Annotated in this window: 23 protein-coding genes; 12 read left to right on the top strand and 11 right to left on the bottom strand. The window is 66.9% G+C overall.

Going from position 1 to position 19,086, the window contains the following annotated elements:
* Positions 1-343: 343 nt before the first annotated feature.
* Complete coding sequence (locus tag AC5JJ1_RS16380) at positions 344-904, top strand: SOS response-associated peptidase family protein (protein ID WP_495786173.1); 561 nt, start codon at positions 344-346, stop codon at positions 902-904.
* A gap of 117 nt (positions 905-1,021) precedes the next feature.
* Complete coding sequence (locus AC5JJ1_RS16375) at positions 1,022-1,234, top strand: DUF551 domain-containing protein (protein ID WP_495786172.1); 213 nt, start codon at positions 1,022-1,024, stop codon at positions 1,232-1,234.
* Positions 1,235-1,377: 143 nt separating this feature from the next.
* Here AC5JJ1_RS16375 and AC5JJ1_RS16370 read toward each other — a convergent pair whose 3' ends face one another.
* The 4 genes from AC5JJ1_RS16370 to AC5JJ1_RS16355 all read right to left on the bottom strand — a co-directional run bounded on the left by AC5JJ1_RS16370 (position 1,378) and on the right by AC5JJ1_RS16355 (position 3,314).
* Positions 1,378-1,998, bottom strand: a complete 621-nt coding sequence (locus AC5JJ1_RS16370; protein WP_495786171.1) for a hypothetical protein — start codon at positions 1,996-1,998, stop codon at positions 1,378-1,380.
* A gap of 93 nt (positions 1,999-2,091) precedes the next feature.
* The gene (locus tag AC5JJ1_RS16365) at positions 2,092-2,694 is read right to left on the bottom strand and encodes a hypothetical protein (RefSeq protein WP_495786170.1); all 603 of its coding nucleotides are present in this window, start codon (positions 2,692-2,694) and stop codon (positions 2,092-2,094) included.
* Between the two features lie 81 nt (positions 2,695-2,775).
* Positions 2,776-3,084 (bottom strand): DUF6894 family protein, encoded by a 309-nt coding sequence (locus AC5JJ1_RS16360; protein WP_495786169.1) that lies wholly within the window; start codon positions 3,082-3,084, stop codon positions 2,776-2,778.
* A 2-nt stretch (positions 3,085-3,086) separates the two neighbouring features.
* Complete coding sequence (locus AC5JJ1_RS16355; RefSeq protein ID WP_495786168.1) at positions 3,087-3,314, bottom strand: hypothetical protein; 228 nt, start codon at positions 3,312-3,314, stop codon at positions 3,087-3,089.
* A 639-nt stretch (positions 3,315-3,953) separates the two neighbouring features.
* Between AC5JJ1_RS16355 and AC5JJ1_RS16350 the strand changes: the two genes are divergently transcribed.
* The 3 genes from AC5JJ1_RS16350 (at position 3,954) to AC5JJ1_RS16340 (ending at position 5,752) form a co-directional block, all read left to right on the top strand.
* Positions 3,954-4,337 (top strand): hypothetical protein, encoded by a 384-nt coding sequence (locus AC5JJ1_RS16350; RefSeq protein ID WP_495786167.1) that lies wholly within the window; start codon positions 3,954-3,956, stop codon positions 4,335-4,337.
* 408 nt (positions 4,338-4,745) lie between these two features.
* Positions 4,746-4,964: a ribbon-helix-helix domain-containing protein gene (locus AC5JJ1_RS16345; RefSeq protein ID WP_495786166.1), complete on the top strand. Its 219-nt coding sequence runs from the start codon at positions 4,746-4,748 to the stop codon at positions 4,962-4,964.
* A gap of 11 nt (positions 4,965-4,975) precedes the next feature.
* Positions 4,976-5,752 carry a sensor histidine kinase gene (locus tag AC5JJ1_RS16340; protein ID WP_495786165.1) on the top strand — a complete coding sequence of 259 codons (777 nt, stop codon included), beginning with the start codon at positions 4,976-4,978 and terminating at the stop codon, positions 5,750-5,752.
* A gap of 63 nt (positions 5,753-5,815) precedes the next feature.
* Here the strand turns inward: AC5JJ1_RS16340 and AC5JJ1_RS16335 are convergent, their stop codons facing one another.
* Complete coding sequence (locus AC5JJ1_RS16335) at positions 5,816-6,781, bottom strand: HNH endonuclease (protein ID WP_495786164.1); 966 nt, start codon at positions 6,779-6,781, stop codon at positions 5,816-5,818.
* Between the two features lie 50 nt (positions 6,782-6,831).
* Here AC5JJ1_RS16335 and AC5JJ1_RS16330 point away from each other — a divergent pair, with 50 nt between their 5' ends.
* Complete coding sequence (locus tag AC5JJ1_RS16330) at positions 6,832-7,134, top strand: helix-turn-helix domain-containing protein (protein WP_495786163.1); 303 nt, start codon at positions 6,832-6,834, stop codon at positions 7,132-7,134.
* 110 nt (positions 7,135-7,244) lie between these two features.
* Positions 7,245-7,526 (top strand): hypothetical protein, encoded by a 282-nt coding sequence (locus AC5JJ1_RS16325; protein ID WP_495786162.1) that lies wholly within the window; start codon positions 7,245-7,247, stop codon positions 7,524-7,526.
* A 205-nt stretch (positions 7,527-7,731) separates the two neighbouring features.
* Here the strand turns inward: AC5JJ1_RS16325 and AC5JJ1_RS16320 are convergent, their stop codons facing one another.
* Entirely contained in the window at positions 7,732-9,297 is a 1,566-nt protein-coding gene (locus tag AC5JJ1_RS16320; RefSeq protein ID WP_495786161.1) for a DUF6538 domain-containing protein, read from the bottom strand.
* A gap of 504 nt (positions 9,298-9,801) precedes the next feature.
* Between AC5JJ1_RS16320 and AC5JJ1_RS16315 the strand changes: the two genes are divergently transcribed.
* The 3 genes from AC5JJ1_RS16315 (at position 9,802) to AC5JJ1_RS16305 (ending at position 12,496) form a co-directional block, all read left to right on the top strand.
* Positions 9,802-10,419, top strand: a complete 618-nt coding sequence (locus AC5JJ1_RS16315; protein ID WP_495786160.1) for a hypothetical protein — start codon at positions 9,802-9,804, stop codon at positions 10,417-10,419.
* Between the two features lie 34 nt (positions 10,420-10,453).
* A complete protein-coding gene (locus AC5JJ1_RS16310) occupies positions 10,454-11,248 on the top strand; it encodes a DUF2243 domain-containing protein (protein ID WP_495786159.1) in 795 nt (264 codons plus the stop codon).
* Between the two features lie 276 nt (positions 11,249-11,524).
* A complete protein-coding gene (locus AC5JJ1_RS16305) occupies positions 11,525-12,496 on the top strand; it encodes a hypothetical protein (RefSeq protein ID WP_495786158.1) in 972 nt (323 codons plus the stop codon).
* Positions 12,497-12,503: 7 nt separating this feature from the next.
* On the opposite strand, the gene AC5JJ1_RS16300 is transcribed toward AC5JJ1_RS16305, so the two are convergent.
* A complete protein-coding gene (locus AC5JJ1_RS16300; RefSeq protein WP_495786157.1) occupies positions 12,504-12,641 on the bottom strand; it encodes a hypothetical protein in 138 nt (45 codons plus the stop codon).
* A 133-nt stretch (positions 12,642-12,774) separates the two neighbouring features.
* Between AC5JJ1_RS16300 and AC5JJ1_RS16295 the strand changes: the two genes are divergently transcribed.
* Positions 12,775-13,617, top strand: coding sequence for an alpha/beta fold hydrolase (locus AC5JJ1_RS16295; RefSeq protein WP_495786156.1), 843 nt, complete (start codon positions 12,775-12,777; stop codon positions 13,615-13,617).
* Here the strand turns inward: AC5JJ1_RS16295 and AC5JJ1_RS16290 are convergent.
* The 4 genes from AC5JJ1_RS16290 to AC5JJ1_RS16275 all read right to left on the bottom strand — a co-directional run bounded on the left by AC5JJ1_RS16290 (position 13,556) and on the right by AC5JJ1_RS16275 (position 17,097).
* Complete coding sequence (locus AC5JJ1_RS16290) at positions 13,556-14,299, bottom strand: endonuclease/exonuclease/phosphatase family protein (RefSeq protein ID WP_495786155.1); 744 nt, start codon at positions 14,297-14,299, stop codon at positions 13,556-13,558. The two genes, AC5JJ1_RS16295 and AC5JJ1_RS16290, sit on opposite strands and share 62 nt — an antisense overlap.
* Positions 14,300-14,884, bottom strand: coding sequence for a DUF2238 domain-containing protein (locus AC5JJ1_RS16285; RefSeq protein ID WP_495786154.1), 585 nt, complete (start codon positions 14,882-14,884; stop codon positions 14,300-14,302).
* A 55-nt stretch (positions 14,885-14,939) separates the two neighbouring features.
* Positions 14,940-16,754: an ABC-F family ATP-binding cassette domain-containing protein gene (locus AC5JJ1_RS16280; RefSeq protein WP_495786153.1), complete on the bottom strand. Its 1,815-nt coding sequence runs from the start codon at positions 16,752-16,754 to the stop codon at positions 14,940-14,942.
* Positions 16,755-16,815: 61 nt separating this feature from the next.
* A complete protein-coding gene (locus tag AC5JJ1_RS16275; protein ID WP_495786152.1) occupies positions 16,816-17,097 on the bottom strand; it encodes a type II toxin-antitoxin system Phd/YefM family antitoxin in 282 nt (93 codons plus the stop codon).
* 245 nt (positions 17,098-17,342) lie between these two features.
* On the opposite strand from AC5JJ1_RS16275, the gene AC5JJ1_RS16270 reads away from it, so the two are divergent.
* Positions 17,343-19,085, top strand: a complete 1,743-nt coding sequence (locus tag AC5JJ1_RS16270; protein ID WP_495786151.1) for a ShlB/FhaC/HecB family hemolysin secretion/activation protein — start codon at positions 17,343-17,345, stop codon at positions 19,083-19,085.
* Position 19,086: the final 1 nt, after the last annotated feature.

The following is a 19,086-nucleotide window of genomic DNA, read 5'->3' as shown; positions in this document are numbered from 1 at the left end:
ATTGTTCCATTATAGGGAAGTGGGCGCGAGAGTCAGTGTCCACGCCGGTTGGTATAAGAGAGGCAGGAAGGGAATGTTATACATAGTGCCTCCTCTGCTCCTCCCCTTTCTCTTTGAAAGGAACCCTTCGATGACCTCAAAAGAGAAGGGATCAAAAAGCTTTCGGCAGGACCCTTCAGCACAATCGAGGACCCACGCTGATAGGGTGCGCCAAGCGTTCGAAGGGGTAGAAGCACAATAAGTGGGCAAACCAGCCGCAGGTCATTAACAAATCGCCCCAAGGCGACCGAGCTCCGGCGATAGAGGCCATCGCGTCCTCATCCCTGCAACCTTCGCCATCTCGATGCCCGAACCAGCATGGAAGGCGATCAAGGGGGGACGGCCCGCATATGACACCCGCACAGTCGAGGTGCCGTCCGTCAAATCGTCAGCCCTGAAGAAAGCGCCCTGGGCTGATCTACTCCGCCGTCACCGCGGGATTGTGGCCGTGTCCGGGTACTACGATTGGACTGTGCCCCACCCCAACCTGCCGCACCACAAGCATGTCCACGCTGTCGTGCAACAGGATGGCAGCCCTATGTTGCTCGCCTGCCTTTACGATGATGCCTGTGAACAGCGGCGCGGTGCAGATGTGCGGTTCTCGGTCGTGACCGTTGACGCAAAGGGACATGAGGCGGCGCCGAATGGATGGATGCCCGTTATCTTGCAAGTCGACGATATCGTAGCGTGGATCGAGGACAGCGGTGCGGATCACGACTTAAAGCAACTTTCAGCGTTGCTGCGCCCCGCTGCGGACGGCGTGTTGCGGCGCGACAGGGTGACGAACGCAGTTGGAGACGCGGCGAACGACGGAGAGTGGCTGCTGCAACCGATCGATACAGTGACAGCCACCATGGCAGCCTAAGTTCGAGCACCGACTTCAGCTTTACCATGGCACGGCCAGCGATTGGGCTAGCGTCGCATTCGGCCGAGGCTGCTACCCTGCCTCCCAAACTTTGCTTGTAACGTCGTGGGAGGGGTCATGCAAAGCTATCAGCCTACCGCAACGGCCCCACAAAGCGGTCAGGTCATCCTAGTCTACCTTCCTGACCGTGCCGGCCATGCACTCCGACAAGATGTGATTACCGTCTATTGGAGTAGTTGGGGCGGTGGGAGATGGGAAACGGCGTGGAGCGGGGCTAAGCTCATCGCGAAGCCGACGCATTGGATGCCCTTACCCGCTCCTCCCACCTGACAAGCGTGGTGGATCAAACGGCCAGTTTCAGCCGAAGCGCCATGCCATGAGGTCTAGGGCGCGATATGGGTGTAGATGCCGCTCCCGGATTGTGTTCGAAACGATGGTGAGGCGAGGCCGATCGGAGGCCTCCCTTTCACGTTTCAATAAGAGTCGAGGTACGACGGCCGCTCTAGAGCAAAGGCGCCAAACAACTCCTCCAAAAAGGGCTTAAGAGCGTCCTTGGCCGATTGTCCTATGGAAATCTCACCTCTAAGCTCAACGCTATCAACCGTGGCGCCTCCAAGCCCATTACCTCCTGCCCATGCGCTGTTCGGCGGCGGCGGATAACTGAGCCGCATGCCCTTTATGCCCTCAATTCCCGCGATCCAAGTATATGGCCGATCAATTTCAAGGCGGCTTTCAAGAAACCCCATATAGTTATTCAAGCCATCAATCAGATGCTTCTCTGGAGATGCAAGTACGGGGGCGATTAAAGCGTTGTTGGCTGCCCGATATGCGGTTACGAGAAATGCATTGGTGCTCCAGATTTCCCCGGAGCGAAAACAGAACACAGAATCCTCAGCTGCATTGTGTTCGCCACCGGGAGCGTAGACCCCAAAGCCATCGCTTGCCCTGACGAAATCATAGCCATTCCAATTCTGACCGAGAGGAAGGATAATATGCGGGCGGGTCATTGCTTGTTCTATTTGCGGCACGGTCCATTTACGGTTTACGGCAAACGAAGGCATAACCCTTAACCATATGCCGGGCTTCCGAGCCATTCTAATTTCCCTTGCGGGTTGCCCTGTAAAACCATGAAAGTGGTCGCTCAACCCAAGCGGCTCGCCATCTTTGCGGAAACGCGATGGCCCATCTTATGGCTCGGCTGCTGAAAATGGAGGAGGAGTGGATGTCGCTCGAACACTCGCGCGATAGTCGTCACTCGAGAGGATTGCTCGCAGTGCCATTTCAATGTGCTGCGCGAGGGCCTGCAATTCCTTCTTCTTCTGATCTGCAGTTGCCTCGGCCGCCAAGTTATAAGTATGTGGCCAACGGAGATGTTTCATATCAAATGGCAAAGTTATATCGCTCGGCGTGCCGTAAGCTGCGTTCATAATCGGTATGAGTCGGCGATGACTCAGTGCTTTGAGCGCGTAACCGTACTCTATCAAAACATTTGGGTTAGGAGTTGGCCGGTCGGGCTTTCCCTCTCGCCCTATACGTATGCCAGTGAACGTCAAGTCCGCTATGAAAGCCAAGGACGCGCTAATTTTCCGGAAAATCGTGTCCACGATTGGAGGCTGACCGGGCTCTCCCTTAGTATCGTGATCTAACTCCATTGCATCCCGCATCGGCTCGTCGAGAGTAAGATCAGCCGCGATCCTTTTGATGGCTGAATTTGCCGCGGCCTCAATCAGTGAGCGTCCAACTCGATTAGGAGTGTCGGCTTGCCAAGCAAAAAACACCTTTCCGCTCACGCTTCATCTCCATAAACTAAGGCAATTTAGCCTACTTCGCATTCAAGGGCGATATTTTGGAAAATTAATGTTTGCTGTTTGTCATCCGGAGACGATCGTTACTCTATACCGCTCGCCGGCATCGTCCCGGACAACGACAGTAACCGTTTGACCAGCACCATTCGGGTTAAGCGTCGACCGCATGAGATGGGTGGCAGTCAGGATTGCTTGAAGCCTTGCCGCGTGAATGCCAATGAATCGTTCGCCTTCTTCATCACGGGACGATAAGCCGCACCCGTAGATGTCGAGGAGACAAACTTCGCCAACCGAAGCCGGGACCACCGACAACCGACGCCAATTCTGATCACCCCTCGAACCTGCAGACAGGTGGCGGCGGCTAGCGTGGGCCATGGTTAGGGGACCTTCGCGGCTGGCGGCGAGACAATGCCCTCGGCCGCCTCTCGAAGCATTGCCAGAGGCAGCGTGGGATATCGACCTAGCAGCACTGCCAGCGCCTCCACCACGCCATCACCGCCCGCATGAGCGGCAACTGAAGCAGCCTGTCCGACCGCTTCAGCCGTGTCTCTGTCGAGCCATACAGGCGAGGTAAGCGGCAAGAGAATCGGCAGGGCGTCCGGCATCGGCAGCAGGCTGGCACGCAGGGAGCGAACAATTCAAGAACGCTGAGCAAGCTGACCGGTGGCTATTCCCGTTATCCACAGTCTTATAGGCGAAATGAACGAGAAGGGTTAAGGAACTGGCAGCGTTACTATTTATCTCGCACCGTGCCGCTCTCGGTCAGGTAACTCCTTCTCGTAGGCACCACGCCCCCTACCCGTGGTTGGAGGTTGCCTCCAGGAACCGCATCGATTTTTTGTCACCGCACCCCCGCTGAAAACGGTTTGAAGCTGTACGGAGAGGCCACCCGCAGCGGTCCTACAAGGCAAACTCAGGACCGCCAAAGGCACTGCCAAGCGAAGCTTAGGTTCCACTGAAGCGAACCTTGGGCGGGGTTGAGCCAAACTCATTCCAGTATCGATTCTGAGCCAGCGTGGACACATACGTTCATTAATGCCCATCGACGGTTGCTGGTCGGGCGGCGACACCGGTGACTGTCCCGTCGGTGAGCGCAAACATGTGGCAACCACAACAGATCTTGAACAACCGGAAGTAGAAATGAGTTCAACGACTCATTTGGAGTTGGCAATGTCGGGTACGCCGTCCCCCTTGCGGCAGCCCGCGTCGGGCTTCGGCGCCCTTGTGACGGAGCTGCTTCCCCCATGCCGCTCGATTCCGCGACGTTCGATAGCCACCGCCCGCGACCATCCCAAATGCCATGCCTTGACGATGCCGAGCGACAAGCCGCTGCATGTTTCGGCCCCCGGCTGCAAGCCACCTTGGCGGCGACGCCACCGACCAGCCTCCCCCTTCTCGTCTTGATGGACCTGTCCGAAGGCCTTGCTGGCGCCAACTTCCGGCTTGCACTGCAGGGGCAGGACAGCGCCGTTGCCGGTCCCGGGGAAATTGCAATCGCAAGCGTGCCCGCCGGACTACCGAGCGCGCCCGTGGAACGCCGTGCCCTGTCGCTTCGGATCGCCTCGGCCGCCGCGGGAGCGTGGCGCCAACGCTGCCAGATCGAGCGCCTGGGCCTGGGCCTCGGTTAGCCAGGCTTGCCGGACGAGCGGTGCGCCTGCGCATCCTCAATGCCTCAGGCGACACCCCCATATACCGGACTTACTTGCCGCATCGGTGTCGCTCAAGCCGCCGTCTAGGCCGACTTGACGGCCTCTTCAAGCCAAGCTGAAGCGAGTTTCGGTCGGGCTAGGCGGTGATTGAGGAAAGCTTCGGCGAGGTTGAAGAACGGTCAGAGGCAGCGGAAGAAGGTACAGGAGGGGATGTAACTCATATTGCCTCCCTCCCTCTTTTCCCCTTCTTGAGTCTGCTCCAAGCCAAGGTGCGCAGGCAAAGGAGGGAAAACTCCGCGAAACAATCTAGACCCCATTTTTTAACTCTCTGCGACACCGTTCGAAAACCAAGCTGAACGTGAATGTCTGTGCTACATTATCGTTTAGATGCGGTCCCGGCATAGAAGCGACATGGCCATTCGGAAGTCCATATCCATCTCCATCATGCCCGAGCGAGAGCGCCTCGTCGCGGCCAGCATTAGCTCTGGCCGCTACCAGACGGCTAGTGAGGTGTTTCGCGCCGCCCTGCGCCTGCTTGACCGCGAGGAAGCCAACAGCTCATCCGATCAGCTTGTGGCTGCCCTTCCAAGGTCCCGCCGGGCTTAGACCGAGCGGCGATGACCTACCTGCCGAGCCAACGTGAGACAGAATTGGAAGCAGAGGTCACACGCCTGCGCGCTGAGCTGGCTAAACTAAGGGAGAGGGCCGCAGCCTCAACTGATCGTCACGGGCAGGAACTCGCTACTTCGGAAGAGGTGAACTTGGGCCTTGTGGAAGGCGAGCGGCGCCACGCCCTGTTGCTGGCTGAGTTGAACCACCGCGTGAAAAACATCCTGGCCACCGTTCAGGGGTTAGCCGCGCAGACGTTGAAGGGCACAGGCGGCGACCCTGTGCGGTTCGCGAAGCACTTCGTTGCACGGCTACGGACCCTGGCACGGGCGCACGACATGCTGACTGAGCTAGGATGGGAGGCAGCCGGCGTCGAGGACACTGTACGGAAGGCGCTCGCGCCTTGGCTGGAAACAGGCAAGGGCGTCCGGATTGGCGTATCGGCGGAATGCACGCGCTTCAAGGTATCGCCACGGCAGACGCAGGCGCTCGTGCTCGCCCTCCACGAATTGGCTACCAATGCGACCAAATACGGTGCGCTTTCGGCTGCAACAGGACACGTCGGCATCAGCTGCGTGGCAGGAGTGGGCGGCACAATGAAGATCCTATGGGAGGAAACGGGGGGGCCACCGGTGATAACGCCCATTGACCGGCGCGGCTTCGGCACGCGTCTCTTGGAGCGCGGTTTAGGTCAGGACCTTGGGCCAGGCAGCACGGTCAAACTGCAATTCGAGCCGCTTGGCCTGCGGGCGGTAATCCACTTCACCCCAGCACTGAGAGCTTAAAGTCTACTCAGCCCTGCTCTGAGGCGGGCTCCGAAAGTGCAGCCCGCCGGCGGTGCTGAAGCCTCACTTGCTGAAGCGATTGCCCCGTCCGATGTTGCACATCTGGCAAAGCACACGAAGATTGTCCAAGTCGTTCGTCCCACCCTTCGACACCGGGACGATATGATCGATGTGCAAGACGGTGCCCGGATGGAGCTTGGGGCTCTTCCCGCACGCCTCGCAGGTGTAGTTCCGGTCGTTAAGCAGGGCATACCGCACACTCGGCAGCACTGGCTCACGCTCACGCCCGAGCCTCGCCTGCGTCAAGAACTGCGCGAGGGTAAGCTTGCCGAGCTTCCACAGGACAAATGACGCAAGGAACGGCTTGAGCGGCCCGAAGTGGTAGTAGACGGTGCCGAAGGACACGCCGTCATTGTGTATGCGGCCATACTTCTTGAAGTCCTCCGTCGAGGGTGGGCGCCCACACCACCGCCAGATCCGCTCGACAGCGTCTACGATCTCCTCTTCGGAGTGCCGCGTCGATCTCGTCTGCCCCGGCACTGCGATGCCAAGCTCTTGCAACGCATCGAACCACGAGCCGAAGTGCCGCGAGACTGCCGTCGCGCTCACTGTTCGGAAGCGCCAATCCTTGAAGTTGGCAAGTGTCCGCTCCGCCACTCGGGTTGCCTTGGCGAAGCGGCGAAGCTCCTCCGCAATATCGGTCTTCGTCGGTGCATTCCTTTGTCGGGTCTGATGTTCGAGGCCGGCGCGCTTGAGAGCTTCAATCCATGTGCCGAGCTGGCCGATGATTGTGTGGTCGTGGAAGCGGCGTTTTGGCCATGCGCGATAGTTCAGCATCGTGCGGTCCCGCGGACCGTACGCCGCACCGAAGGCTCGCAAGTCCGCTAGCAACTCGGCGTCGGTGAAGCGCCACCGAACCTCGGGGAAGCGGAACAGCTCCGCGTCGTTAAGCGACCTTGCGGAAGTCGGTCTGGCGTTGAATAGGTCTGTCGTATCGTCCCGCTGTGCCGCGATCGCCTTCTTCGCCATAACCGCCCGCCTCCGCTTGCACGACGGCGCCGCTTCTGGCACCGCTTCCCGTGAGCGAGCAAGATTTCCGCACGAATCGCGCAGTTTTACCAGCCCAGATCCGGGCGGGCCGCGGACTGCTGGATTGGTCGCGGACCCGGCTGGCTAAGGAGAGTGGCGTGTCGCTCAGAGCCCTCGTTGAAATCGAGTCCGGTGAAACGGCACGCCCGCAAATCCGGACTTTGAACGCGCTTACAGCAGCACTGACCGCTGCCGGCGTCGAATTCATCCCCGCCAACGGAGGTGGCCCAGGCGTGCGGCTGACCCGCGAAGCGGCGCTGCGGGAAGCAATGGCGATTGTAAAGCGGGACTGAAGAGCAACGCATCCGGACCTCGGGTCTGAGCATATGCGGTGCTTGCAATAGCTTGCTGATCGAGCCGATGCTGCGCCGTCTCGGCACGTCGGCAGTTCATACGGTCACCCATGTCCAGCTTCGATCCGCACGACCCGGGTAATGCCAGCCGCAAGTTCGGACAAGAGATTGCCGACTTGGTCGTTAGCGTTGGCACCCTTGCGGCACGGGTGGAATTAAAGCGCATCGACGTCATCGTCGGTGGTGACTTCGTCGACGAGTCACCCAAGGCCCGCGACCAATACACCCGAGCGAAGGAGCACTTGCGCGAGCTACAAGCCGATTTGGAAGCTTCCAAAAGGGCGCTTGCCGAAGCCCTCGATGCGGCCTTGCTGGGACGCAGTTTGGATTAACACAGCTCTGTGCGGCAGGGTGAGGGTCACCATGGCCGCCATCACCCAAGCCTATCAATAACCTCGGCGCCCTTTGCCAATGAGCCAGATGGAACGTGCGGGTTCACCGAATGCGCCGGACTAGGCGTGTGGCTGACGAGCGAGGTTGTACTTCCGGACGCGCTAGCGGTGGTTATGAAGAAGTAGACGACGCGGTAACCCAATATCACGCCGCGGACTTCTCCGCGTGGGCTAGTATGCCCGATGCGTCTGCATTGCCCTCAATGCCAAAGTTGATGAGGTCGATCTTTGCCTTCAACGTCCGCATATTGTAGCTGCCATAGGTCCTGCCAATTGATTTCGCTGCGTGCCCGGTGAGCCGGTCATGGAATTCCTCGGCCACTCCGCCATCGCGGCAGCCATCCTTGAAGGTATGGCGAAACTCATGAAACACCTTCCCCGATCCGGGTAGCGCCGCCTCTATCCGCCGTGCCATGCGCTTGCTCATCGCATCGGCATCGACGCTGAATAGGCGCTCTGTCGGCCGACTCCCGATCCAAGCGAGAAAGCCGTCCGTGATAAGCTGGCGGTGGATCGGGACCTTGCGTACCGAGCCAGGAGTCTTGACCGTCCTCCCGACCTCCATGTCCTCATGGATGTCGATACAATGGACACCGTCGACCGCCATGATGTCGCGCTTGACGAGTTGGCAGATTTCATCAAGGCGCCCTCCCGAGTAAAGTGCAATGCGAGCCAGCCACCATTCTTCACCGCTCAAGGCTTGGAACAAGGCGCCAAGCTGGTCGGCGGTGTAGGCGCCGCGCTTCTTCGCATCCTTCGAGAAGGTGGCCTTGATTCGGACAAAAGGGTTGGCTTCGAGGAGCCCATCGTTGACCGCGACGTTGAGCAAGGTACGAAGCATGCTCCATTTCTTCTGCTTCGTCGCTCCGGCGAGATTGGTGGCGCTTACGAGAAACTCTTTAAAGCGTCGTGCATGTTCCACGGTGATCTCGGCATACCGAAGCGGGCCATTCACCGCCTCAAATTGCGCGATCGCTTTGGTCATTTCGCTATGCGCTGATGGCCCCGATGTCCCTTGAGCCTTCCAACGGGCGGCAAGCGCCGTGAGCGAGGCTGTATCGATGGGGTTCTCGCTCGCCTTGTCGCTGTCGTTGGACCCGCCGGCGACCAATGCCCGTTGGGCCTCCAGCGTCCGTCGTTCGGCCTCGGCGAGTTCACGCGCGCGCTCCATCAAGGCTGGAATCCAACGATCGGGGATAGTTCCGAAATCCGGACCGCCATCCTCATCCAGACCTTTGACAAGCGAGGCTCGCGCAGTCTCGTCCTCAAGGGCTGACAGATCGTGGTCAATGTGGCGGATGGCTTCTGCCCGGTTTGCTGGACGGGGTCGTGCAAACCCGGCTGCGAGGTTGCGGGCGACCACCTCGGCTTCGGCAGGCGTCGCCCAAGCGGGAGCAAACGGCAAGCCACCCGTCTCCATCCCGATCGTCACGGCTCCATGGGCCCGAAGCGCCGCGTCAAAGGCCTCTGAGGCCAGGAAGGCTTCCTCGTTCTTCCGGGTATCTTGGAGGCGCCGTGCCTCAGCAAATCGGCTCTCAAGGCCAGCCAATACGGCGTGGGAAGCGGCTTCGGCCTCCTTCCGCTGGGTTGTCTTGAGGCTGATCCAGACCTCCTTCTTCCCCCCGAATGCCATTTGCACATCGGGCGGGATCGGCCGCCGCACGTAGTAGATACCTTTACGGAGGTGTAGAAACTTGGGTCGGGAGGGCATTGGCGCTCACGCATTTTCGTAGCACTCCTTCGTAGCAGCCCTTGCCCAGCAAAGCCAGGAAATAGGCCACACTTTGACCTTGTGTGGCTTTTCCGATTGGCGTCGTCCCCTCCCGTTGGGGACGCCAGCCGCGGCCGTGGCCGGCCTCAGCCTTCAGACCAGGATCAGGTCCCGGCATCCCTCAGCCGCCAACGCCTTGCATCAGGTGCGGCAGGCCGGTGCGCCGCCGGCATCGCGGGCGACGAGGCGCTCCTGCCGGCCCTTCGGGTTGCTGTTCACGCCGGTCCTCCTGGATTGACCTCGAAGGTCAGCAGCCCCTCGGTGCGGCCGGCACATGCTCGCGCCAGGCCCCTGCCACCTCGCGCGTTGCCCCCATTCGGGCCAATTTCGCGGCCCGTCCCGCCCTGCCAGTGCGCGCATATTCCGCCGGCGCGCCGTGCAGCCTCGCGGCGCCCCGTCACGTTACCCGGACCAGCACGGGCATCGTGGCGGAGGGGCAGGCCGATGGGATCTGAGTCGGGACAGGCAGGCTATCGCGGCCGGGGCTTCGCCCCCTATGCATCGAACGAGGTCCCTGGCGGGGCGTGGTCCGTGGTCGCCGCCGGGCTTCTTGCGGGCGCTGCCGGGGTTGCGGCGATGACGCTCGGGGAGAAGCTGGAGCAGAGCATCACCGGCCGGCCGAATTCCTACGTGCCTGCCCATACGCTGGAGCGCCTGCTCGGCCTGCCGGCGCGGCCGGACCGGCAGCGGCTCGGGCTCAACTGGGCGATGCATTGGGGCCAGGGCATCCTGCTCGGCATCGCGCGGGCGGCGATGGCGCGCGGCGGCGTCGGCGGGCCCTTCGGCTCCTTCCTGTTCCTCAACCTGCGCCTGCTCAACGACCAGAGCCTGGAGAACGTCACCGGCGTCGGTGCGCCGCCCTGGACCTGGCCGCGCGACGAGCAGGTGGTCGATATCCTGCACAAGGCCGTCTACGCCTTCGCCGCGGGTGCCGTCGCGGACCGGCTGGTGACGGGGCGCGCATCGCCCGGCACGAAGGAGGCCAGCACGGGCTGGCAGCGGGCCGACCATGCCGAGCGGTCCCGGCAACGGCAGCGTCCGGCGCTCGCCCGTGCCGCCTGAGGCCCCCATTGCCCGTCGCCAGGGAGACAGCCTCATGTCGGACCCCTCCGTCATCGCCCCGCCGCGCGGCCATCCGGCGCTCGCCGCCGGCGTCATCGGCTTCGCGCTCGGCGGCTTCTTCGACGGGATCCTGCTGCACCAGGTGCTGCAATGGCACCACTTCCTCAGCCTCGCCGGCGGCGAGGCCTGGCGCGACATCCGCATGCAGATCCTGGCCGACGGCCTGTTCCACGTCGCCGTCTATGCGATCGCGCTGCTCGGCCTCGGGCTGCTGTGGCGGGCGCGGGGCGGGCTCGGCGGGATGTGGGCCGCGCGGGTGCTCGGCTGGGCGCTGCTCGGCTTCGGGCTGTGGCAGCTCGTCGACGTGGTGGGCTTTCACTGGATTGTCGGCATCCACCGCATCCGGGTGGACGTGCCGAACCCGCTGGCCTGGGACCTGGGCTGGCTCGCGGTCATCGGCCTGCCGCCGCTGCTGGCCGGGGCCTGGCTGCTGCGGCGAAAGGGCGGCGGCGTCGGGCCGCGGCGCCCGGGCGGCGTGGGGGTGGCGGCGATGCTGGCGCTGACGGTGATGGGCGCGGCGCCGGTCGCGTCCCTGCCGCCGGCCGGCGTGACGACCGCCATGGTGCTGTTCCGGCCGGGGCTCGGGCTCGAGGGGGCGGTGGCGGCGGTGGCCGCGGCCGAGGGGCGCATCGTCTGGGCCGATGCCTCGGGCGAGCTGCTGGCCGTCGATCTGGGGCAAGGCGGCAGTGCCTGGTCGCTCTACCGGCATGGCGCCCTGCTGGTGGGAAGCGGCCCGGTGGCGAACTGCCTGAGCTGGATGCGGATCTGACCCCGGGCTCCGGCCGCCATCGGCCTCGCCGGACGCAAGGCCTCGGGGTGAATGCCGGCCCCGGGCGGGCACCCGCCCGGGCCGCGCAGGACTGGAGCCTCCGGTCGGCGCCCCGCGAGGCGCCGGCCCTACCCTTCAACCTGGCATTGAGCGCAAGGGCGGCTAGGCCACCGGCGGCGCCACCTCGCGCCTTTTTGAGTGATGGCGCGTCATTCCTGCTGCCCATGCGGCGCAAAAAGCGCGATCAATCCCAAGGGGATGTTGGGGGAAGTTCAAATGTCGGCGGAGCTGTTGATCAGGGGCCAGCGGACCCCTGAGCGCTACTCGCACGCCTTCGGCGGCAGCCCGGAGCGGCTGCCGGACGGTTGGGTCTGCGGGCGGCAATGCGATATCGGCGGCGAGCCGGGCCAGCCGGTGCGGGTGGACCTGGTGCTGCTGCATCCGGGGCTCGGCGTCGCCCTGCTCGATATCGGCGGGCGGACCGAGGGCGCCGAGGCAGTGCTGCGCGCCCGGCTGGAGGAGGCGCGGTTCGGCGCCATCTTCGGCGGCTACCTGCCGGTGCTGCATGGCTGCCTCGGCCCCGACGAGGTGCCGGACGTCGCCGAGATCACCCGCGCCTTCGACCAGGTGCCGCCGCTCAGCGTCTCCGGGGGGAGCGCCTGGATGTCGACAGTCTCGCGGCTGATCGTGCCGGTCGACCGGGCCTGGATGGACAATTGGGCCGGGGTGCCGAATCGCGGGGCGGCGCCGCGGGTGCCGGTGGAGCCGCTGCGGCAGGGGACCGTGGTGCCGCTGCGCCGGGTGGCGGCGGTGCAGCCGCCGGCGGCGGAGCCCGAGGATCTGGTCATGCCGGCCGAGCCGGCGCCGCGCATGCGGAAGCCTTGGCTGCTGGCCGGGGGCGCGGGAGTCACGGCGCTGGCGGTCGTGGCCGGGCTGTGGCTGGGCTCGGGACGCCGGACCGAGACGGCGGCGCAGACTGCGGCGGCGGCCCGGGTCGTGGCGCCGGCCGCCCCGGCAGCGGTGCCGGCGGCCGGGCCGGCCGCGCCGGTGGAGGCGGCGCCGATCGCTGCGGCGGCCATCGCTGCGGCGGCAGTCGCCGCGGCGCCGGTCGTCGCCGCGCCCGCCCCGGTGCCGCCCGCGGTGCAGCGGCCGCTGCCGCGGCCGGTGCGGGTGGAGCGGCCGGTGCGCGCCAACCCGCCGGCCAAGCCGGCGCGGCGGGCGGTGTCGCAAAGGCCGGCGCGGAGTTGAGCGGCGGCTACTGGTAGCCGCCCGTCTTCTCGCGCTCGGCGGCTGCGGCTTCCTGGGCGCCGGTATCGACCTTCTTCTCCTCCCCCTCCTTCGGGGGGGCGGGCTGCTGGGTTACCTCGGTGGGCTGCGGCTTGTCGTCGGCCATGGCGGGTCGCTCCCTTGGTGAAGCAGGGGCAACCGGCCGGACGGGGCGGAGTTCCGCCGCCGACCCGATGCGGGGCTTGCCGAGGGGGTGCCGGGCGGGTGCAGGATCGGCCGGGGAAGCAGGGAGAGGTCCGATGCCCTATGCGCAGGCCGAAGGCGCGCGGCTCTGGTACGAGGAGGCGGGGCGCGGGACGCCGATCCTCTTCATCCACGAGTTCGGCGCGGACCACCGGGACTGGGAGGACCAAGTGCGGTTCTTCTCCCGCGAGTACCGCTGCATCACCTATGCGGCGCGGGGCTACCCGCCCTCCGACGTGCCGCAGGATCCGAAGCTCTACGGGCAAGACCATGCCGTCGCGGATGCGGCGGCGGTGCTGCGGCATCTCGGCATTCCGCGCGCCCATGTCGTCGGACTGTCGATGGGCGGCTTCGCGGCACTGCTCTTCGGCCTCCGCCATCCGGAGATGGCGCTCTCGCTGGTGCCGGCCGGGGCGGGCTCAGGCTCGCCGCGGGCGGAGCAGGCGGCGTTCCGGGCGCAGTGCGCGGCGCGGGGCCACCGGCTGATCGCCGAGGGCTGGCCGGGCGCCATGGCGGAGGAGACGGGGCATGCGCCGACCCGCATCCAGCTGAAGAAGAAGGACCCGCGCGGCTGGGCGGCCTATATGGCCCGCCTCGCCGAGCATTCCGGGCTTGGCACCGGGCTCACCATGAAGCATTACCAGGGCGAGCGCGATTCGATCCTCGACTGGGAGGACGACCTCCGGCGCATGGAGGTGCCGACGCTGCTCGTCGTGGGCGACGAGGACTGGCCCTGCATCGAGACCAACATCTTCCTCAAGGCGGTGCTGCCGAATGCGGGGCTCTGGATGTGCCCGCGCACCGGCCATGCGATCAACCTCGAGGAGCCGGCCGCCTTCAACGCGGCGCTGGCGGGCTTCTTTGCGACGGTGGAGCGGGGGCGCTGGCGGCTGGGCTGAGGACCGCCTTCAGCGGCAGGTGGTCCGAGGCGCGGCGGGCCAACGGCGTGTCATGCACCTGGACCGCCGCGACCAGGCCCGGCGGGCAGGCCATGATCCGGTCGAGGGAGACGACCGGGTGGAAGGCCGGGAAGGTGGGCGCCCGCGGCGGCGTGCCGAAGAGCGGGCCGAGGACGGCAAGCGCCGAATGGGCGGTGTGCCACTCGTTGAGGTCGCCCATCAGCAGCGTCGGCAGGGGCGGCCCGGCCGCGATCGCCTCCAGCAGGGCGCGGGCCTGGAGGCGGCGCCGCTCGGCGCCGAGGCTCAGATGGGTGGCGATGAGGCGGAAGGGGCCCGCGCCGTAATCGAGCTCCGCCAGCACCGCCCCGCGCGGCTCCAGCCCACCGAGGCGGAGCGCCTGGGGCGGCGCCAGCACCCGGATGCCGCGGCGGAGGAGGACCACGTTGCTGCGCCAGCCGGGATGGCCCGGCCGCTCCGCGATCGGCAGGGGCTGGAGGCCGAGGCGGTGCTCCAGCGCCGCGAGGTCGAGCATGCGCGCGCCGCGTCGGAGGTAATGCTGCGCCTCCTGCAGCGCGATCAGGTCCGGGGCGATCTCGCCGATGACGCCCTCGACGAGCGAGCGGCTGTCCCGGAGGCCGGCGGCGTCCCGGCCCCGATGGATGTTGTAGGTGGCGACCAGCATCTATTCGGCAGGACTCGAGGCCCGGGCCGGAAGGCCGATGCGCGAGAAGGCGGCGGCGAGGCCGGCGCCGGAGGTGGTCAGCAGCACGTCGGTCCAGGTGTCGGTCCAGTCGCCGATGAGCCTGGTCAGCGCCTCGAAGACCTCCCAGGCGGAGCCGAGGAGAAGGCCGAAGAGAAGGGTCTCGCCGATCAGCCGCCAGGTGCTCTCCTGCGGGCCGCGCCACTCGCGGAGCGCGACGAAGACGGCGCCGGCCAGGACGCCGTTCAGCAGGTGCACTACCTCGTCATAGGGGTTGGCGCCGTAGAACCAGTTGAGGCCGAAGCCGGGGCTGACCAGGAGCGTCGCCAGCACCGGCGCGGCGTCGAGGCTACGGGGCAGGGCGCGGATCGGGGCAGGCAGGACCGCCATCCGTTCGCGCGGCGGCAGGATGAGGCCGAGGCAGCCGCCGAGCGCCGCCAGCGTGCCCATGGCGGCGGAGCGGCGGTCGATCGACCAGAACCAGGCGGCGGTGGCGGCGAGCGCCAGGAGGCAGGCCCAGGCGAACCAGGAGTGGCGGCGCCAGTCCTCCCGCGTCAACAGGGCCACCTTGCCGTCCTTTCGCTCCGTTCCACGGACTAAACGGCGCAAGCGGCACCGGGGTTCAGCCGCCCTCGATCTCCTCGCGCAGGAGTTCGAGCTCCAGCCATTCCTCCTCGGCGGCGGCGAGCGCGGCCTCCTTCGCGGCGAGGGCGGCGGTGAAGCGGTCGAAGCGGGCGCGGTCCCGGGCATAGAGGTCGGGGGCGGCGAGGGCGGTGCGGATCGTGCCGATCTCGGCCTGCAGCGCCTCCATCCGGCCGGGCAGCGTCTCGAGGGCGTGCTGCTGGTTGAAGCTCAGCCGGCGGCGCGGGGCCGCGGCCGGCGCGGCGGGGCGCGCGGGCCGCGGCGGGGCCTTGGGCGCCGGTGCGGCCGCCTTCGCCTCCACCCCGCGGCCGCGCTGGGCGAGCATGTCGGCATAGCCGCCGGCATATTCCTGCCAGCGCCCCTCGCCCTCCGCCACGATCACGCTGGTGCAGACGCGGTCGAGGAAGTCGCGGTCGTGGCTGACCACCAGCAGCGTGCCGCCGTAATCGGCCAGCAGCTCCTCCAGTAAGTCGAGGGTCTCGAGGTCGAGGTCGTTGGTCGGCTCGTCGAGCACCATCAGGTTGGAGGGGCGGGCGAAGGCGCGGGCCAGCATCAGCCGGCCGCGCTCGCCGCCCGAGAGCACGCCGACCGCGGTGCGCGCCTGGTCAGGGACGAAGAGGAAGTCCTTCATGTAGCCGACGACGTGCCGCGCCACACCCCCGACATGGACGATGTCCGAGCGGTCGCCGGTCAGCGCCTCGGCGAGGCTGACGCCCGGGTCGAGGCTGTCGCGGCGCTGGTCGAGGCTGACCATCTCGATGCCCGTGCCAAGGCGGACGGTGCCGGCATCGGGGGCGAGGGCGCCGGTCATCAGGTTCAGCAGCGTGGTCTTGCCGGCGCCGTTCGGGCCGATGAGGCCGATGCGGTCGCGGCGCAGCACGCGGGTCGAGACGTCGCGCACCACGGGCGGGGCGTCGCCATAGGCCTTCGTCACCCGGTCGAGCTGGATGACGAGGGTGCCGGAGCCATCGGCCTCGCTGGCGGCCATGCGGACGGTGCCGGTCGCGCGCAGCGCCTCGCGCCGGCGCTGGCGGAGGTCGGCCAGCTCGCCGACGCGGCGCAGGTTGCGCTTGCGCCGGGCGGTGACGCCGTAGCGCATCCAGTGTTCCTCCCGCAGGATCTGGCGGTCGAGCTTGTGGCGGGCGGCCTCCTCCTCCTCCAGCACCTGGTCGCGCCAGGCCTCGAAGCCGGCGAAGCCCTGCTCCAGACGGCGCGTCGTGCCGCGGTCGAGCCAGACCATGGCGCGGGAGAGGGCGGTGAGGAAGCGCCGGTCGTGGCTGATAAGGACGAGGGCGCCGCGGAAGCCGGCAAGCTCCTGCTCGAGCCAGGCGATGGCCGGCAGGTCCAGATGGTTGGTCGGCTCGTCGAGCAGCAGGATGTCGGGCGAGGGGGCGAGCGCCCGGGCCAGGGCGCAGCGCCGCGCCTCGCCGCCGGAGAGGCGGGCGGGCGCCTCCTCGCCGCTGAGGCCGAGCTCGTTCAGCAGCCAGCGGGCGCGGTACGGGTCGTCATTCGGGCCGAGCCCGGCCTCGACATAGGCGAGGGCGGAGGGCGCCGCGCCGAAATCCGGCTCCTGCGGCAGGCTGCGGAGGGTGGCGCCGGGCTGGAGGAAGCGGGTGCCGCGCTCCGGCTCCAGCGTGCCGGCGGCGATGCGCAACAGGGTCGACTTGCCCGAGCCGTTGCGGCCGACGAGCGCCAGCCGCTCCCCGGGCTCGACCGAGAGGGTCGCGCCGGCGAGCAAGGGCGTCGTCCCCATCGCGTAGTGGATGTCCTGGAGCAGCAGAAGGGGCGGGGCCATGGCGGGGCTGTTGGCGCCTCCCCGGCCGGGGCGTCAAGAGGCAGGGCGTCCGGCCCGCGGATCAGCGGCGGCGCCGCCGCGGCGGGGGGTCCGGCTCGATCACCGGCGGGCGCGGGGCGGCGGCCCAGAGGCGGCGGTAGACGTCGAGCGGCAGGAGGACGAAGGCCTCGGTGCCGTTGCGGGTGAGCACGATGGGGCCGCCGACGGCCTGGTCGAGCAGGTTGGGGAACTGAGCCTCCACCGGGGCGAGGTCCATGCGGGGCTGGCCCTCGAGCCCTGGGGCCGGGTCGCCCTCGAAGCCGGTCTCGATGGGCAGGTCGCGGTCATCCAGCCATCCGGCCATGCGATGGAACGATCCTTGTTGCGGGAAGCGCGGAGGATGCCCGAACCGGGCCCTGGGCGGCCAGGGGTTAATCGGGGCGATGCGGCGGCGGCGCGGCCGCCCGGCTGCTGCAAAAGGGAGACGTTTCCCGCCGGACTGGCATCGCGTCGGACTTTGTCAAAAGATTCGGCAACGGTTCCATCGTCATCTTATCAAATATGCAAGGATTGGTTAAACTAGCCGCGAGCGCGGGGAATGCGGCGTCGATGACTCTGTTGCGGTTGGCCCTCGGGACGGCGGCTGTTGCGATCCTGGCCGCCGGCGCCCTCGCCCAGCCGGTGCCGCCGCGCGTGCCGCTGGAGCCCGCGCTCCGCAACCCGGTGGAGCTGAACGCGCCGGCGCCGCCGGTGCGGTTGGCGCCCAGCATCGAGGGACCGCCGGTGCAGGCGCAGACCGGGCCGGGCGCCGCGGCCGAGGTGCCGATCGGCGCCGTCACCATCCGCGGCGCCGAGGCGCTGACGCCGGCGGAGCTGGCACCGGCCATCGCCGGGCTGGCCGAGACCACCATCCCGCTGGCGCGGGTGGAGGAGGCGCGGCTGGCCATCCTCCGCGCCTATCGCGACGCGGGCTATCCCTTCGCCACCATCAATGCCGGCCTCAGCCGGCGCGGCAACGCCGCCGACCTCGAATTCGCCGTCACCGAGGGCTTCGTCGCCGAGGTCAAGCTCGAGGGCGACATCGGCCCGGCGGGGACGCAGGTGCTGCGCTTCCTCAACCGCTTGGTCGGCCAGCGGCCGGTGACGGCGGCGGCGATCGAGCGGGCGCTCTTGCTGGCGCAGGACATCCCCGGCGTGACGGTGCGCGGCACGCTGCGGCCGCTGCCGACCGAGGCGGGAGCGCTCCAGCTCATCGCCCAGGTCGAGCGCCGCTGGTACAGCGGCTACCTCAATGTCGACAACCGCGGCTACAAGCTGGTCGGGCCCTGGCAGGGGCTGCTGGTCGGCGGGCTGAACTCCTTCACCGAATTCGGCGAGCGCACGGAGTTCTCGCTCTTTGGCGCGCAGGACAGCACGCAGTGGTTCGCGCAAGGCTCGGTCGAGGCCTTCGTCGGCGGCTCCGGCCTGCGCGTCAGGCTCTATGCGGGCACCGGGCAGACGCGGCCCTCGGGCAGCCTCCGCGCCATCGGCTATTACGGCGAGACGCAGGTGGGCGGCATCTCCGCCAGCTATCCCATCATCCGCAGCCGGCCGGCCAATCTCTACGCCGTCAGCAGCTTCGACGTCTTCGACGGCCTGGTCGAGACCGGCACCAGCGGCCGCAATCGGGCGAGCCGGGATGCCATCCGCAGCTGGCGCGGCGGCTTCGACGGGCAGCTGCTCGACAGTTGGATCCCCTACCTGCCGGCGGCGACGAACCTTGCGAGCTTCCGGGTCAGCCAGGGCGTCGCCGCGCTGGGCGCGACGCGCAACGGCTACCCGCTCTCCGGGCGGAGCGGGGCGGAGGATTTCGGCTACACCAAGATCAGCGGCGAGGTGCAGCGCACCCAGCCGGTCTGGTCGCCGGGCGAGGGGCGGATGTTCAGCCTGCAAGGGCTCTTCGCCGGGCAGTGGACGGGCGACATCCTGCCGCAGGCGGAGAAATTCTATCTCGGCGGCAACCGGCTTGGGCGCGGCTACTACTCCGGCCAGGTGACCGGCGACCGGGCCTGGGGCCTGGCGCTCGAGGCGCAGTACGACCTCGCCTTCGACCTGCCCAACAGCGAGTTCGGGCCGGGGCGCGTGGCGGCGCAGTTCTACGCCTTCCGCGACATCGGCCGCACCGCCGAGAACCGGCCGAACGACGCGAACCGGCGCCTCTCCTCCTGGGGCGGCGGCGTGCGCATGGTGGTCAACGACACGGTGCAGTTCGACCTCGAGGGCGCCTATCGCGTCGTCCGGCGCCCGGACGGCGCGGCGGCGGATTCGCTGCACGAGACGGTGGTGCTGTTCCGCACGCTGGTGAAGTTCTGAA

It is taken from the genome of Belnapia sp., assembly GCF_059504005.1.
This window is presented reverse-complemented; position numbering and strand designations above follow the sequence as displayed.

What these genes read in the sequence shown, in the direction of transcription:
- AC5JJ1_RS16295 (WP_495786156.1), top strand. Translation starts at nt 12,775, where the DNA reads ATGCCCTATGCGCAGGCCGAAGGCGCGCGGCTCTGGTACGAGGAGGCG.
- AC5JJ1_RS16320 (WP_495786161.1), bottom strand. Translation starts at nt 9,297, where the DNA reads ATGCCCTCCCGACCCAAGTTTCTACACCTCCGTAAAGGTATCTACTAC.
- AC5JJ1_RS16275 (WP_495786152.1), bottom strand. Translation starts at nt 17,097, where the DNA reads ATGGCCGGATGGCTGGATGACCGCGACCTGCCCATCGAGACCGGCTTC.
- AC5JJ1_RS16335 (WP_495786164.1), bottom strand. Translation starts at nt 6,781, where the DNA reads ATGGCGAAGAAGGCGATCGCGGCACAGCGGGACGATACGACAGACCTA.
- AC5JJ1_RS16305 (WP_495786158.1), top strand. Translation starts at nt 11,525, where the DNA reads ATGTCGGCGGAGCTGTTGATCAGGGGCCAGCGGACCCCTGAGCGCTAC.
- AC5JJ1_RS16310 (WP_495786159.1), top strand. Translation starts at nt 10,454, where the DNA reads ATGTCGGACCCCTCCGTCATCGCCCCGCCGCGCGGCCATCCGGCGCTC.
- AC5JJ1_RS16340 (WP_495786165.1), top strand. Translation starts at nt 4,976, where the DNA reads ATGACCTACCTGCCGAGCCAACGTGAGACAGAATTGGAAGCAGAGGTC.
- AC5JJ1_RS16355 (WP_495786168.1), bottom strand. Translation starts at nt 3,314, where the DNA reads ATGCCGGACGCCCTGCCGATTCTCTTGCCGCTTACCTCGCCTGTATGG.
- AC5JJ1_RS16325 (WP_495786162.1), top strand. Translation starts at nt 7,245, where the DNA reads ATGTCCAGCTTCGATCCGCACGACCCGGGTAATGCCAGCCGCAAGTTC.
- AC5JJ1_RS16345 (WP_495786166.1), top strand. Translation starts at nt 4,746, where the DNA reads ATGCGGTCCCGGCATAGAAGCGACATGGCCATTCGGAAGTCCATATCC.
- AC5JJ1_RS16375 (WP_495786172.1), top strand. Translation starts at nt 1,022, where the DNA reads ATGCAAAGCTATCAGCCTACCGCAACGGCCCCACAAAGCGGTCAGGTC.
- AC5JJ1_RS16300 (WP_495786157.1), bottom strand. Translation starts at nt 12,641, where the DNA reads ATGGCCGACGACAAGCCGCAGCCCACCGAGGTAACCCAGCAGCCCGCC.
- AC5JJ1_RS16350 (WP_495786167.1), top strand. Translation starts at nt 3,954, where the DNA reads ATGCCGCTCGATTCCGCGACGTTCGATAGCCACCGCCCGCGACCATCC.
- AC5JJ1_RS16290 (WP_495786155.1), bottom strand. Translation starts at nt 14,299, where the DNA reads ATGCTGGTCGCCACCTACAACATCCATCGGGGCCGGGACGCCGCCGGC.
- AC5JJ1_RS16370 (WP_495786171.1), bottom strand. Translation starts at nt 1,998, where the DNA reads ATGGCTCGGAAGCCCGGCATATGGTTAAGGGTTATGCCTTCGTTTGCC.
- AC5JJ1_RS16315 (WP_495786160.1), top strand. Translation starts at nt 9,802, where the DNA reads ATGGGATCTGAGTCGGGACAGGCAGGCTATCGCGGCCGGGGCTTCGCC.
- AC5JJ1_RS16360 (WP_495786169.1), bottom strand. Translation starts at nt 3,084, where the DNA reads ATGGCCCACGCTAGCCGCCGCCACCTGTCTGCAGGTTCGAGGGGTGAT.
- AC5JJ1_RS16270 (WP_495786151.1), top strand. Translation starts at nt 17,343, where the DNA reads ATGACTCTGTTGCGGTTGGCCCTCGGGACGGCGGCTGTTGCGATCCTG.
- AC5JJ1_RS16280 (WP_495786153.1), bottom strand. Translation starts at nt 16,754, where the DNA reads ATGGCCCCGCCCCTTCTGCTGCTCCAGGACATCCACTACGCGATGGGG.
- AC5JJ1_RS16380 (WP_495786173.1), top strand. Translation starts at nt 344, where the DNA reads ATGCCCGAACCAGCATGGAAGGCGATCAAGGGGGGACGGCCCGCATAT.